At 33.1% G+C, this 13,899-nt stretch carries 16 protein-coding genes and 1 pseudogene; 12 read left to right on the forward strand and 5 right to left on the reverse strand.

The annotated features are described in order from the left end of the window. Nucleotides 1–6 precede the first annotated feature (6 nt). Nucleotides 7–681, forward strand: coding sequence for a hypothetical protein (locus IPM51_06625; protein ID MBK9283981.1), 675 nt, complete (start codon nt 7–9; stop codon nt 679–681). 49 nt (nt 682–730) lie between these two features. On the opposite strand, the gene IPM51_06630 is transcribed toward IPM51_06625, so the two are convergent. From IPM51_06630 to IPM51_06640, 3 genes are all read right to left on the reverse strand, one after another. Then, a complete protein-coding gene (locus IPM51_06630) occupies nt 731–1,561 on the reverse strand; it encodes a universal stress protein (protein ID MBK9283982.1) in 831 nt (276 codons plus the stop codon). A gap of 59 nt (nt 1,562–1,620) precedes the next feature. After that, nucleotides 1,621–1,875: a hypothetical protein gene (locus tag IPM51_06635; GenBank protein ID MBK9283983.1), complete on the reverse strand. Its 255-nt coding sequence runs from the start codon at nt 1,873–1,875 to the stop codon at nt 1,621–1,623. A gap of 216 nt (nt 1,876–2,091) precedes the next feature. Then, nucleotides 2,092–2,322, reverse strand: coding sequence for a DUF3820 family protein (locus IPM51_06640; protein MBK9283984.1), 231 nt, complete (start codon nt 2,320–2,322; stop codon nt 2,092–2,094). A gap of 179 nt (nt 2,323–2,501) precedes the next feature. Between IPM51_06640 and IPM51_06645 the strand changes: the two genes are divergently transcribed. The 8 genes from IPM51_06645 (at nt 2,502) to IPM51_06680 (ending at nt 10,077) form a co-directional block, all read left to right on the forward strand. Beyond that, nucleotides 2,502–2,783: a hypothetical protein gene (locus IPM51_06645; GenBank protein MBK9283985.1), complete on the forward strand. Its 282-nt coding sequence runs from the start codon at nt 2,502–2,504 to the stop codon at nt 2,781–2,783. 14 nt (nt 2,784–2,797) lie between these two features. After that, nucleotides 2,798–3,580: an SPOR domain-containing protein gene (locus tag IPM51_06650; protein ID MBK9283986.1), complete on the forward strand. Its 783-nt coding sequence runs from the start codon at nt 2,798–2,800 to the stop codon at nt 3,578–3,580. Between the two features lie 103 nt (nt 3,581–3,683). Continuing rightward, nucleotides 3,684–4,334 carry a hypothetical protein gene (locus IPM51_06655; GenBank protein ID MBK9283987.1) on the forward strand — a complete coding sequence of 217 codons (651 nt, stop codon included), beginning with the start codon at nt 3,684–3,686 and terminating at the stop codon, nt 4,332–4,334. Continuing rightward, nucleotides 4,327–5,967, forward strand: a complete 1,641-nt coding sequence (locus IPM51_06660; protein ID MBK9283988.1) for a S8 family serine peptidase — start codon at nt 4,327–4,329, stop codon at nt 5,965–5,967. The genes IPM51_06655 and IPM51_06660 overlap by 8 nt, the downstream gene beginning before the upstream one ends. Before the next feature lie 7 nt (nt 5,968–5,974). Then, nucleotides 5,975–7,603, forward strand: coding sequence for a S8 family peptidase (locus IPM51_06665; GenBank protein MBK9283989.1), 1,629 nt, complete (start codon nt 5,975–5,977; stop codon nt 7,601–7,603). Nucleotides 7,604–7,606: 3 nt separating this feature from the next. Further along, nucleotides 7,607–8,863 carry an MFS transporter gene (locus tag IPM51_06670; protein MBK9283990.1) on the forward strand — a complete coding sequence of 419 codons (1,257 nt, stop codon included), beginning with the start codon at nt 7,607–7,609 and terminating at the stop codon, nt 8,861–8,863. A gap of 1 nt (nt 8,864) precedes the next feature. Then, entirely contained in the window at nt 8,865–9,227 is a 363-nt protein-coding gene (locus IPM51_06675; protein MBK9283991.1) for a CoA-binding protein, read from the forward strand. 121 nt (nt 9,228–9,348) lie between these two features. Then, nucleotides 9,349–10,077, forward strand: coding sequence for a hypothetical protein (locus tag IPM51_06680; protein MBK9283992.1), 729 nt, complete (start codon nt 9,349–9,351; stop codon nt 10,075–10,077). Between the two features lie 350 nt (nt 10,078–10,427). Here IPM51_06680 and IPM51_06685 read toward each other — a convergent pair whose 3' ends face one another. Continuing rightward, entirely contained in the window at nt 10,428–10,859 is a 432-nt protein-coding gene (locus IPM51_06685) for a hypothetical protein (GenBank protein ID MBK9283993.1), read from the reverse strand. A 114-nt stretch (nt 10,860–10,973) separates the two neighbouring features. Between IPM51_06685 and IPM51_06690 the strand changes: the two genes are divergently transcribed. From IPM51_06690 to IPM51_06700, 3 genes and pseudogenes are all read left to right on the forward strand, one after another. Further along, nucleotides 10,974–11,378 (forward strand): hypothetical protein, encoded by a 405-nt coding sequence (locus IPM51_06690; protein MBK9283994.1) that lies wholly within the window; start codon nt 10,974–10,976, stop codon nt 11,376–11,378. Next, nucleotides 11,375–12,166: a hypothetical protein gene (locus tag IPM51_06695; GenBank protein MBK9283995.1), complete on the forward strand. Its 792-nt coding sequence runs from the start codon at nt 11,375–11,377 to the stop codon at nt 12,164–12,166. The genes IPM51_06690 and IPM51_06695 overlap by 4 nt, the downstream gene beginning before the upstream one ends. An 18-nt stretch (nt 12,167–12,184) precedes the next feature. Next, nucleotides 12,185–12,865, forward strand: a pseudogene (locus IPM51_06700) (response regulator transcription factor). A gap of 5 nt (nt 12,866–12,870) precedes the next feature. Here the strand turns inward: IPM51_06700 and IPM51_06705 are convergent. Continuing rightward, on the reverse strand, nt 12,871–13,779 hold the full coding sequence (locus tag IPM51_06705) for a transglutaminase family protein (protein ID MBK9283996.1): 909 nt from the start codon (nt 13,777–13,779) through the stop codon (nt 12,871–12,873). Nucleotides 13,780–13,899 lie beyond the last annotated feature (120 nt).

The following is a 13,899-nucleotide window of genomic DNA, read 5'->3' on the forward strand; positions in this document are numbered from 1 at the left end:
AATAAAATGATAAAATACTTAGCTATATTTTCTTTGCTTGTTCTTCCAAATCTCATCACTGCGCAAGAAGAAGAAGACCCAAAAAAAATGTTCAGAGATATTGTTAATGTTCAAGTTGACCGCGCTAAATATTCTACCCCTAAAGCTAAACCAGAGCCGGTGGTAGAAGATCCTAAAAATAAAAAGAAGAAAAAATACGTTGAAGAAATTCCCGTAGAGCCCGAACCTGATACACTTCCTCCGGATATGCCGGCTCCGGCAGCTGAAATTATTAAAAGGGCACAAGCCTGGTATGTGGCTCCGGTACCGAGCAAAAAATTTGTAAAATCGAACGGATCCAATTCAGGGAAATCAGTCACTTGTTCAGCTACTTTTATTTTCAAACAAAAAGTTTTAAATCCGGAATCGGAATGTGATGGAAAGATAATATTGGATATATCAATAGAAGCTAAAGAAGGCAAATACAGATATACCGTAAAAAATATTAAACATGTGGCCACAAAACCCGGCATGTCGGGAGGAGATATTTATGCCATTGTACCTGAATGTGGATCCATGAAAATAAATGACCGTACTTGGAAACTCATTAAAAATGAATCTTTAAAAGCCGGACAAATAATTGTTGATGATATTAAGGCTTTTATGAAGGAAGAAGTTCCTGAAAAGAACGATGAGTGGTAATCAAAGAAGCATTAATTCCTTTACAGTAAAACGATAATTAATTTAACTTTTATTTTTTAAGGTTCTCTTTTCGGATTGATAAAAGTGGCATTTTTAATCCCTTGGCAATTTGCTCAGTTTTACTACCAATAAAAATTCTTTCAATAAAATTTAATTTCTCCGGGAACATAGTAAATAGGGCATTCTTGCTTTTATTTACTGATCTTTGGATAACATCAACCATTCTGTCTTCAACCGACGACTTTATTCTGGTTAAATATATTTTTTTATTTCTGAGTTTTTTTATGGCTGCGTTAAAATGCTGAGCAGGTTTTAATTCTTTTTCCCATCCAAAATCCAAATAAATAACTTCAATAACGGTTCCTAATGCTTTAGCAATCGGGCTAATGGCTTTTAACTCTTTATCGATATTCCATAAGTCAGAGGTGCAAATAATTTTATCAATCTTCAATGATTTATACCCTTGTGGAATGGCCAAAACAGGCACTTTAGCTTTCGCAATTACATTTGATGTGTTTGAACCAAATATAACTTTCTTTAATCCCGTGGCGCCGTGTGTACCCATTACAATCAAATCAACTTTCAATTTAGAAGAAGCTAATAATATGGTTTCAACCGGATCGTGCACTTCAATGATACTTTTATAATTCACCGTAATATATTTTGAAGCCAGGGCTTTGATTTTCTTTTCAGCATTATTTTTGGCACTAACAATTTCTTCAGCAATTAATCCGCTTATAGGATTCGATTTGCTGATCGTAGGCTCATATATATACAGCAGAATTATCTTTGCATTTAGTTTTTTGGCAATCGAATTAGCAAATACCAACGCATTATTGGCATTGTTTGAAAAGTCTGTCGGCACGAGTATGGTTTTCATATCCTATATATTAATTAAATAAATGTAAAATTATATCTCCTCTATAAAAATGATTATAATCAATTCTCATGAATTAAAGTGACCAAATAAGTAAACGATTGCATACATGAATTGTTTGCTTCCAAAGAATAGGCCTGGCCCAAAAACTCGGCAATTTTAAAACTATTAGACTTTTGATTTTTTACTATTCTGAATTCCTGTCCTTTTATTGGCAGTTCGGGCATGCTCGTATATTTAAATGCACCCAAAGGCTCAACACCGTTTGGAGATTCAACCATAAAAAACACACAAAATGAATTTACATTGTATTCCATATTTGAAATTTACAGCAAGTTATGCATAAAACTTATATTTTTTAATTTATTTTAATAAAAGGAGAAGGGTCTGCTTTCTCCCATTATATTCCAAATAAAAAATTGAAATTCTTATTTAGAAAAATACAATGAAACTTAAAAAATGATTTGAAAAATAATTTTGAAAAGATTTTAAAACGTTATAAAATCTTGCTTTTATCATTAAGAATTTAACAACTAATTAATTTTCGATTTAACCTTAAAAGGCTCTAAAATATATTCTGTTCCTTCCATTTTCATGTCGTACACTGCTTGTAATAATATACCCAACTTTCCGTTTGGAAATCCGATAGAATTTAAACCTTCCAAATAATTCAATGGGAGATTGCAAATTAAAGTATCTTCAAATTGCCCGAATGGCATTTTGGTGATAACCATTTCAACGAGTAATTTTTTGGTAACTTCCATTGATTAAACTTAACCATTCTTAGTCTGCTTTGCAATGGATATTTAAGTTTTTTCGACCATTTAAGCTATATAACATATAATTAATCCTTCGTTTAAGTTAAATTACGTTCATAAGATGTTAAAAAATGCATTATATTTGTGTGTATTGTCATTTATTACAAATGAAAGACGTCTTTTTAATACATATCAGATTACCCGATTTTTTTACGGTGCGTTTTCATCATTTAATTGCTGCTCAAAGGAGCCTGGTTAATGAGTTATTGGAAGATCATGTAATTTTGAGTTACTCTTTGGATATCGAACGTAAAAACCTATATGTGTATATTCAAGCTAAAAATCAGACTGAAGTAATGGACATTTTAAGTACATTCCCAATTATTAAAGAAGTAAAAGTGGAAATTCATGAGCTTGCTTTTTTCAATTCAGCCCCTGTTTGCTTACCTGAACTTAGTTTAAATTAAAACCTGAATTAATTATGAAAAGTACTATTTGCATTTTTTTTCTGTCATTTATTTCTAGTTCAGTTTTTTCACAAATACAAATAAATACGAATCTTCCCAATGTTATAGGTCCATCTGATGAATTGAATGTTGAAGTTAAAATCACAAAATCTGACATTGAAGGATTTGCCAAATACCAAATGGATGTACCGGCCGGAATAAAAGCCGGAGAAGGAAATAGCTTGCAGGGAAGTTTTACGTTTGAAGAACAAAGAATAAAAATAGTTTGGGTTAATATACCCGGAGAAAAAGAGTTTATTTTTTCCTTTAAATTGAATACCGGAAATAAAAAAGGCGAAATTGTATTAAATCAAAAGTTTTTTTATTTGGTTGATGGTGCTAAAAAAGATACCGAAGCCGAGCCTTTAACAATCAATATTCAAGATGGAGCAACCACTTCATTGGCTTCCCTTACTTTGAATGAAAACGCATCTGATCCAATATCAACAAATGAAAATCCCGATGTAAAAACAAATCCTGTGGTAAATAGCAATACGGTTACCAATAATCCCGAAATAAAAAAGGAAAACGGTCAGGGAATTACTTACCGATTGCAATTAGGTGCCTTTGGCACAGACCCCGGTAAATCCCGATTCAGCAATGCTGGTTCTGTAAGCATTATTCAAGAAAACGGGTTATATAAAGTACAATTAGGCTCATTCTCAACTAAAGAAGAAGCATTGGCTAAAAGAAGCGCTCTGCTGCAAAAAGGAATTGAAAGTTTTATTGCCGCCTACAAAGACGGAAAAAGGCTTTAAATCAGCTCCAATTTCTAAATGAATTTTGTATCTTAGCTTGTTGCTTCACCGTATCATTGTCATATTATTTTCAATTTTGTTGTTATCCTGCCATAAAAAAAAGGTGGAGGACAAATCTGGTTTATTAGGATTAGAATATTACCCTACCACATTCGGTAAATTTGTAATTTATGATGTAGATAGCATTGTGTATACTGATTTACCTGTTGATACCGTTATTTATAAATATCGGATCAAAGAAAAAATAGCAGATGAATTTATTGATAATGAAGGAAAACCTGCTTTTCGATTAGAAAGATATATTAAAGTATTTAATCCAAATAAATCATACGACAGTATTCCCTGGACGATTAAAGAAGTGTGGATGATTAATGCAGATAAAAAATCTATACAAATTTCGGAAAGAGATATACGATATACCAAACTCGTTTTTCCCATACAAGAAAAATTCAGCTGGAAAGGAAATGTGCAAAATAATTTAGGAGATTGGGATTATATCTATGATTATGTAGATAAGGCCGAAATTATTAATAATGTTAGTTTGGATAAAGTTCTTCAGGTAAAACAATTTGATCAGCGAACATTAATTTCATGGAAAGTTTACACTGAAAAATACGCCAAAGATATTGGTTTGGTTTACCGGGAAATCACCGAACTTTATTCCAACAAGGTGCTACCCGGAATACCGGTAGAAAACAGAATTGAAAATGGTATACTTTATAAACAAAAAATTATCTCTTATGGGCATGAATAAATTATTATTAATTAGCGGAATATCTTTTCTCTTAACCTTTGCTGGCGGTGTAAGCAACGCTCAAACTAAATACTGGGTAAAATTTAAAAACAAAAATGGCACCCCATACACTTTAAACAATCCTACGGCATACCTAAGCGGACAATCTTACCTAAGACGAATTACCTATGCCATTAGTTTAGATAGTACAGATTTGCCTGTAACACCGGCTTATGTTTCTCAATTAAGTGCGGTACCTAATGTTACTTTAGTTTATGTTTCGAAATGGATTAATGGTGCTGTTGTGGCCATTACTAACACCAATGTACTTTCAACTATCAATAGTTTTTCTTTTGTAAATTCTACCGCACCGGTATCCAAATATAAACTGAATAACATAACGGTTCCCGATGAACCTCAAAGTTATATCGGCAAAGGTACTGAAGCAGTTTCAACACCTTCACCATTTTACGGTGGTGCCTGGTGGCAAGCCAAACAATTAGGCGTAGAATGTTTACATAGTCAAGGTTATCGCGGACAAGGCATAACGATAGCCGTATTAGATGCCGGATTTAAAAATGTGGATATTAATCCGGTATTTGATAGTTTAAGAAACAGAAATGGAATATTAGGAACCCGTGATTTTGTAACAGGAGGCAATAGTGTTTATGAAGATGATAACCACGGAGCCATGGTATTATCTTGTATGGCAGCCATAAAGCCGGGAACCATATGCGGTACAGCGCCTATGGCTAATTATTGGTTGTTAAGAACTGAAGACGCGCCAACTGAAAAAATTGTTGAAGAATATAACTGGATTAGAGGAGCTGAATTTGCGGATAGTGTAGGAGCTGATATTTTAACTACATCTTTAGGTTATACCACTTTTGATATACCTTCTCAAAATCACAGCTTTGCCGACTTAGACGGAAAAACAGCACATATGAGTATCGCTTCCACCATGGCTGCCCGTAAAGGCATGTTTGTGTTAAATTCAGCAGGGAACGGAAACGGTGGCCCATGGCCAAAAATCGGAATACCTGCAGATGCAGATAGTATTTGTTCAGTTGGAGCAATTGATAGTTTATCTAATGTGGCCGGATTTAGTTCATTGGGTCCAACTGCGGATGGAAGAATAAAACCGGATTTAGTAGCCCGAGGCTCAAAAGCCTGGGTAAGTTTTGTGAATGGAAGTTGCGGATATAGTAACGGAACTTCTTTCGCTTGTCCGATTTTAGCAGGAGCAGTAGCTTGTTTTTGGCAAGCACATAAAACTTACAATTGTATAAAAGTGTTAGATACTTTACGAAATACGGCAACCTTTAGTTTAACACCAAATAATTCAAGGGGGTGGGGAAGACCTCAAATGTGTTTAATTCCTCCAATCGTAACCAATGCTGATGAGCTAAAAACGAAAAGCGATTTCAGAATTTTTCCAAATCCGTTTTCGTCCGAAATTACCATAGATTTACTTGCTGAAGGCGCAAAAAAAATCTCAATTACAAATTTGATTGGACAAACTATACAAGAACTTACAATAAATGAAAAGACCAAGCGACTAGATTTAAACTTGAACAACTTTTCTCCAGGCGTTTATTTTATTAAAGTTCAATCGGGGAATTATCACACCATTAAAAAAGTGATTAAAAATTAGTTTTATTATGAAAAAAATTCTACTTCTTACTTTTATTTGCAATTTAATTTTAATTGAACTTTCTGCTCAAACAAAATATTGGGTAAGATTCAATACAAAAAACGGAACACCTTATTCTATTTCAAACCCTAGTGTTTTCTTAACCGCCCGCTCCATTCAGCGAAGAGTTGATTATAGCATCAATGTTCATGAAAGTGATTTGCCGGTTAATCCTTCATTCATCAGTCAAATTGCTTCAGTGCCGGGTGCCAATGTGATTTACGCATCTAAATGGCTGAATGGGGTAGTGATCAGCGCAACGAGCGCCGCTGTTTTAACGAGCATCAATAATTTTTCTTTTGTATCGAGCACAACGCCGGTAACAAAATACAAAGTGAATTTTCCGGAAGTTTCAAATTCAGCTACTCCATTAAATTATCAAAGTAAATCAAATGCAGCAACCCATTATTACGGCAGATCGTATTGGCAAAATAAACAATTAGGGCTAGATTGTATTCATGAACAAGGAAAAAAGGGGCAAGGGATTGTGATTGCGGTATTAGATGCAGGTTTCTCCGGTGTGGATATTAATCCGGTATTTGATAGTTTACGTGCGCGTGGAGGAATACTAGGCACACGTGATTTTGTTTCAGGAGGTAATTCGGTTTATGAAGATCATTTTCATGGTGCAGCTGTACTTTCAATAATGGCAGCCGTTGTTCCTAGCTTAATTGTAGGAACAGCGCCACAAGCCGATTATTGGTTATTAAGAACAGAAGATGCTCCAACGGAAAAAATAATTGAAGAATATAATTGGATTAGAGGTGCTGAATTTGCAGATAGCGTTGGCGCCGATATCTTAACAACATCTTTAGGTTATACAGAATTTGATATTTCTTCTCAAAATCATACCTATGCTACCTTAAATGGCAAAACCGCGCCAATGAGCATTGCGGCCACAATGGCGGCAAGGAAAGGAATGTTAGTTTTAAATGCTGCCGGCAATGAAGGAAATAACCCGTGGAATTTTATAAGTGTACCAGCCGACGCAGATAGCATTTGTACTGTTGGGGCTGTTGACAGTTTGGTTTTACATGCTAGCTTCAGCTCTAAAGGACCAACAGCGGATGGCCGAAGAAAACCTGATTTCAGTGCAAGAGGAGTCGCTACTTGGGTAAGTTGGCAATCCAATGGTGCTTGTGAAGCCGGAAATGGAACATCATACGCAACTCCGGCAGTGGCCGGTGCTTTAGCCTGCTTTTGGCAAGCCCATAAAAATTTTAATAACATCAAAGTAATTGATACGCTTAAAAAATCTTCTTCTCATCACATGAATCCGGATAACGAAGTAGGTTGGGGCATACCGACTATGTGCGCCATTCCGGTAGGATTAAATAAAAATAAATCAAATGAGCAAACCCAAAAATTAAAAGTCTATCCAAATCCATTCACCAATAGTATTTCAATTTTTGTAGATGCTTTGAAAAACCAAACTTTTAAAATATCCATTTACAATGCAATAGGACAAGAAGTGTTTACATCTCAATCGGACTCGTACAATTTCAATTTGGATCTTACAGATTTGGGTAATGGTTTTTACTTTATTCATGTAAAATCACTTAATTATTCTGAAACCAAAAAAATAATCAAGAACTAATACATGAATTCTTCGTCCGCACCAAAATCTGTTATAAATAAAATTGTACTGGTTGCTGCCTTAGGCTATTTCGTTGATATTTACGATTTGGTATTGTTTGGAATGGAAAGAATATCAAGTTTACATGACTTATTAATAACTAACTATCCGGATAAGACCGAAAGAGATGCATTAGTTGCTTCTATAGGATCGAGCTTATTGAGTTATCAAATGATTGGGATGTTGGTTGGTGGAATTTTTTGGGGAGTACTTGGAGATAAAAAAGGTAGATTATCCGTTTTATTTGGCAGCATTCTTGTTTATTCGTTAGCTAACATTGCTAATGGAATGATACAAGATACTTTTTGGTATGCCATACTTCGCTTCGTAAGTGGCTTTGGTCTTGCGGGCGAATTAGGAGCAGGAATTACATTGGTTAGTGAAACCATGAAAAAAGAGGATAGGGGTATAGGCACAACTGTAGTAGCCTCTGTTGGATTATTCGGTGCTGTAGTTGCCGGATTTACCACAATAGCGATTAATAATTGGAGAATGAGTTATTATATAGGAGGAGCTATGGGATTGCTTTTATTGTTTTTAAGAATTGGAGTTTTTGAAAGTGGAATGTTCAGTCATGTTAAAAACGATCAAACAATTAAAAAAGGAAATTTCTTTTACCTTTTTTCTCATCCAAAACTATTATTGAAGTACTTAAATATAATTTTAATTGCCATTCCGGTTTGGTTTGTTATGTTTTTTCTAGTGCAATTTGCGCCGGAAATGAGCAAGGCTTTAGGATTAGAAAATGGTCCGAAAGAGGCAAGGGTATCTATCATGATAGCCTATATAGGTATTACGATTGGAGATGTTGTTAGCGGTACTTTAAGCCAAAAAATTAAATCCCGAAAAAATGTATTATTCTACTTTATAGCATTCACCTTGTTATTCTCCATACTCTATTATCTGTTCGCTCATATTTCAATTGTGGTGTTTTATACCTTAATATTTTGTGTTGGATTCGGAACAGGATATTGGGCCGTATTCATGAGCAGTGCCTCCGAATTATTTGGCACTAACATCAGAGCAACAGTTACTACAACTGCACCAAATTTTGTTAGAGGATCCGTAACTTTAATGGCAATTTCTCATGCCTCGTTAAAAAACAGTGTGGGATACATCAATTCATCAATCATTATTGGAAGTATTGTATTTGTACTTGCTTTTATTGCTTGTTACAAATTGGATGAAACATTTGCTAAGGATTTAAATTATACTGAATAATATGAGCAAAAAAACATTAATAATCGGCGCATCAACCAATCCGGAAAGATATAGTTATAAAGCATTGTTAAGTTTGCAAAATCACGGACATGAAGTTTTAGCCGCCGGAATTCAAGAAGGAGAGTTAAATGGGGTTAAATTTATTACAGATAAAAAACAAATAGCGGACATAGATACGGTAACATTATATGTAGGACCTAAGAATCAAACCGAATGGATACCTTATGTTTTACAATTAAAACCAAATCGCTTGGTTTTTAATCCGGGCACTGAAAATCCGGATTTTTTTCAATTGGCTACAGCTGAAGGTATAGAGTGTATTGAGGCCTGTACTTTAGTTATGCTTGGAATTGGCAATTATTAAAGTAACACTTTAAAGATTAGGTATTATTAATAAATGTTATTAAACAAGTTGATCTCAATAAGTTTAGGTAAAAATATTTATTTTTTTAGAAAAATACTATAATTTTGATATAGGATACTTCATGAACAGAATAGTACATATAACTTCATTTATTTTATTTGCCGGGTCTTTTTATGCTCAGCGATTTGCCGATCAGGTACCTCAAATAAAAAGGTATCATCAGAATGAAGTATTAGATAGCATTGAAGGTATAAGTATTTACGATAAATTGCTCGAATCTATTGGAGGCGACTCAATAAATTACAACAAGGCCGGATATAATATGCAAGGATGGAATGAAGATTATTACGTGAACGGCAAGCTTCTACACAGAGGATATTATCGCGATGGCAAAGCAGTTATTTTTAAAAACTTTTATGAAAACGGCCAGTGTGAGCGTACAGTGATCAATCCCGACCCTTTAAGATGTAACATTGATGTATTTTATGAAAATGGTAAACAAAAAAGACAAATAACGTATTACAACGGACTTCCTCAGAAAAAATACGAGTATTATAACAATGGTTTACCAAAATATGCCGAAGAAAATGAGAAAGAACTAAAATACCTAACGGTTAAAAAAAGTTGGTACAGTAACGGACAAATTCAGAATTCTATAGAGCTAAAAGACGGAAAGATTAAAAAATACGATCAAAAATTGTATAGTGAGAATGGACAATTGTTAGAGGAAGGTACTTTAGTTTTGAATGAACGGGGAGATTATATTAAGGATGGAGCTTGGATCATTTACGATAAATCCGGAAAAAAGAAAGTTCTAAAATATAAAGAGGGCATTGTAACAGATAAATAGGTTTTGTTAACTAAAATTTGTTATTAAAATAAGAAAAGCTTTTATTGTTCAATCAGTACTTAAAAGAGTTTTTTGTATATTTACAGGAATTAATTATTATGAAGAAGATACTTTCAATCGTTTTACTAAGTTTAGTTGTAGCAGGGAGTTTGGCATCATGCAAAAGTCATGAGAAATGTCCTGCTTATTCAAAATCTACCAAAAGCGTTAAATTATAAGAAACAGTATATAATGTACTTAACAGGTACATTATATTTTAATTAATCTATTTAACATAATGTTAATTATGTATGTTATTTATAATAAAAATATCCCCACAAATTGCAGGGATATTTATAAATACAATGCTGTTATTCAATAGTTAGCACTTCATTAGCAATACATCGGCAACTATACTCCTTTAATTTTTTGTTATTATTCACACTATAATCAAGCATTAGCAACAAACCATTATCATCAATTAAGGTAACGCTGTTTGTAGTAACAACCTTACCCGGATTATAATAAATACTCACCTGATCTCCCGTTTTTACCTTTTTAACCGGGTAAACATCAGCCACACTGCCTTTAGCAGAAATTACTTCGGTACCATTAATTTTTATAATTAAGGTGTCCTTATTTATTTTGTTTTCAGCTCTTGGAATTACGGATAACCAATATTCTATTACTTCTCTGCTTGGCTCAGCCGCTTCTGCTGGTGCCGGATCATCGATTTTCTTTTTACAGGCAAAGACTGCCAAAATCACAAAAAGAATTAATATGTTTTGCTTTATTTTTCTCATGGTTATAGCAAAGATAAGGAATTTTAATATGAACTCTAACCAATCATCACTAAATTTACACATTCTGTTATGGTATAGGAAATCAAAAGAACTTTTAATTTATTTTTGTTTAGCTTGTTATATTTAATAAATATTCCCAAATCAGCACTTGAATCAGACCATTTTTATACCTGGATGGGAGATGATGGTATTTGTAGGACGGTAGCGAAAGCCAATGCAGAGGTAGATTTAAAGGCTGCACAGCAAAATACACGAATGGTTGAAACTTTCTACCAAAACAAGCAATACCCAATTTTAATCGATTCCAACAAGGTAAAATACATTACCCGTGAAGCTAGAAGCCACTTTTCAACTAAAAATCGTCAATCAGTAATCAATTCCATGGCCATTATAGTTAAATCTCCTATAAGTAGAGTTATCGGCAATTTTTTTATGGGTCTTAACAAACCAAATATACCGGCAAAGTTATTTGAAAACGAATCTTCTGCCGTTGCATGGTTGCAAAGCTATTTACATTGAGTACAAAAATAAATTCAAAAATAGCCGCTGAACACACACTTTCTAATGAAATTTTAGAAGTAGTTATGCATTTTGCACGCTTAGATTTTTCTCAAAAAATAAAAGGCACTAGTGATATTGATGTATTAAATGCTATTAAAGTTGGAGTAAATATGCTGGGTGAAGAATTAGAACACTCGGTAATTTCACTAAAAGAAAAAGATCAAATATTAAAAGAAATTCATCATAGAGTTAAAAATAATTTACAGATAATTTCAAGTTTACTGAATCTGCAAAGTGAAAAAATTAACAACCCTGAATTTAATGCACTGGTATTGGACTGCAAAAACAGAATCAATTCAATCGCCTTAGTTCATGAATTACTATTGTCTTCTTTTAATTTTAAAAAAATTTCGGTTAATGATTATTTAAATAAATTGTGTTTTAATTTATATGCATCTTTTAAAAAGGCAGATAGTAAAATTGAATTTGTATATGATATTCCTTCTGATTTCTTTCTTGACTCTGAACAAATTTTACCTCTGGGTTTAATTATAAACGAAGTGATTACCAATTCTTTAAAATACGCTTTTCCTGAAAACGCCGGAAGCATTCACATTTCAGCAAAAAAGCTTAATGGTAAAAATTATATTAATATTAGTGACCATAGTTCTAAAATTGTAAAAGTTTTTCCAAAGTCACATAATAACAATTTAGGCGCACATCTTATTCCTATGTTAGTTGAGCAATTAGATGGAGAATTAGTGATTAATAAAGATGAAGGATACCATTATAATATCATTTTTTAATTGAATCAATATCGACATAAAATATTACTTGCAGAAGATGAAGAATCTATTGCTAAAACTTTAATTCTGAATTTAAATTTAGCAGGCATTGATGTTGAATATGCCATGAATGGTGAACAGGCAATCGAAAGTTATAAAAAACTTGCCCCTTCCCTATCGATGGCCATTTTGGATATTATGATGCCGTTTAAAGATGGATTTCAAGTATATCATGATATCAAAAAAACCAATCCTGATTTTCCTGTAATTTTCTTAACTGCAAGAAATCAGGTTAATGATAAAATAAAAGGTTTGAAACTGGGTGCTGAAGATTATATTACTAAGCCTTTCGATTTAGAAGAGTTTTTATTACGAGTTCAGAATGTCTTAAAGCGTGTTAACACAAGTCCCATTTCCTCAATCTTTAGTTTTGGAGAATGCAATATAAATTTTGATACTTATGAAATTACGGATATTGCCGGTCATCGGATGCCTTTATCAAAGCGCGAAATTGGATTTTTAAAACTGCTTACTTCACAACCTAATGTTGTTATTTCTCGCGACAAAATTATTGAGGAATTATGGGAAGATGATGAAAACGCTTCATCCAGAACGATTGATAATTACATTTTAGGATTTAGAAAAATATTTGAGGTTGATCCTAAAAGTCCGATACACTTTATTTCGATACGTGGTGTTGGATATAAATTTGTGATGTAAAAGAATCAGGGTTTAAAGCTTCCTAATGTTCTTTCTAGCCTCTTTAGTTCTGCCACTTTTTCAAGATAACCCAGTTTTTCATAAGCAAATACTAAATTATGAATGCATCTTCTCACAATTTCAGTATGGCTGCAGGGTAAATAATATTTTGCATCGGGCTCTAAGTTCAATTGTTTTAAAAAAGTATCAATATCGGATTGGCTAAACACAAGCCCTTTACTGAATGGGTTAATATAGAATAATACATTATTAGACTGCGTGACGTTATTTACATCTACTAAACTTGCATTTTCATTTACATAGGCCAACACAAAATGTTGAGGCAAGTTAATTCCGTAAATAGGAATACCGAGTTCTTTACAAGTTAAAATATAAATAACGCTCAACATCAAAGGATTTCCTTTCTTACTTTCAAGAACATTATTTATAAATGAATTTTGAGGTGCGTGATAATTGGTAATATTCCCGCTGAACATATGCACTTCAAATAAAATATGATTTAAAATTTTTACTTTTTCAAGTGCTGTTAAATCATCATGTATTTCTAGCCAAACATCTTGTTTAATAGTTGCTAATTGTTTCCTAACCACTTGTTCATCTAAATCAGGATACTGATAGTGTGCTAGTAAAAGTATCCCTTTTAATAAATCTTCGTTCTCGTTTTTAGCCCAAAAGGATAATGCTTTTTCTAATGCTTCAAATTGAATAGTATGAATGATAGTCTCAATTCGTTTTTGCATAATCGCATCAAAACTATTTTCCCAAGCTGTTTCAAGATGCGGTATTGCAGGCGGACCAAGTATAACAAATCTATCTTTTACTTGCGTATAAATATCTTCATCAGGATCATCTAATAAAGTAATAAGTGCAATAACTTCCTTTAAACTTAGTTCATTTTTTTTACGAGATGCCATACCTATGTAGCAAATGTATATCGGAATTCATCCTTGTTACCAAATTAATGATTAGGTTTTTAACAAAACTGTTGTTTATCGAATTGAACAAATCACCTTTAATAAATCAATAGTAACTTA

This window comes from Sphingobacteriaceae bacterium, assembly GCA_016715905.1.
Lineage (GTDB): Bacteria > Bacteroidota > Bacteroidia > B-17B0 > Aurantibacillaceae > Aurantibacillus.

Bases quoted from the DNA above. Each gene is read 5' to 3' on its own strand.
- IPM51_06625 (MBK9283981.1), top strand. From the start codon at position 7: ATGATAAAATACTTAGCTATATTTTCTTTGCTTGTTCTTCCAAATCTC.
- IPM51_06630 (MBK9283982.1), bottom strand. From the start codon at position 1,561: ATGAAAACCATACTCGTGCCGACAGACTTTTCAAACAATGCCAATAAT.
- IPM51_06635 (MBK9283983.1), bottom strand. From the start codon at position 1,875: ATGGAATACAATGTAAATTCATTTTGTGTGTTTTTTATGGTTGAATCT.
- IPM51_06640 (MBK9283984.1), bottom strand. From the start codon at position 2,322: ATGGAAGTTACCAAAAAATTACTCGTTGAAATGGTTATCACCAAAATG.
- IPM51_06650 (MBK9283986.1), top strand. From the start codon at position 2,798: ATGAAAAGTACTATTTGCATTTTTTTTCTGTCATTTATTTCTAGTTCA.
- IPM51_06660 (MBK9283988.1), top strand. From the start codon at position 4,327: ATGAATAAATTATTATTAATTAGCGGAATATCTTTTCTCTTAACCTTT.
- IPM51_06665 (MBK9283989.1), top strand. From the start codon at position 5,975: ATGAAAAAAATTCTACTTCTTACTTTTATTTGCAATTTAATTTTAATT.
- IPM51_06670 (MBK9283990.1), top strand. From the start codon at position 7,607: ATGAATTCTTCGTCCGCACCAAAATCTGTTATAAATAAAATTGTACTG.
- IPM51_06675 (MBK9283991.1), top strand. From the start codon at position 8,865: ATGAGCAAAAAAACATTAATAATCGGCGCATCAACCAATCCGGAAAGA.
- IPM51_06680 (MBK9283992.1), top strand. From the start codon at position 9,349: ATGAACAGAATAGTACATATAACTTCATTTATTTTATTTGCCGGGTCT.
- IPM51_06685 (MBK9283993.1), bottom strand. From the start codon at position 10,859: ATGAGAAAAATAAAGCAAAACATATTAATTCTTTTTGTGATTTTGGCA.
- IPM51_06705 (MBK9283996.1), bottom strand. From the start codon at position 13,779: ATGGCATCTCGTAAAAAAAATGAACTAAGTTTAAAGGAAGTTATTGCA.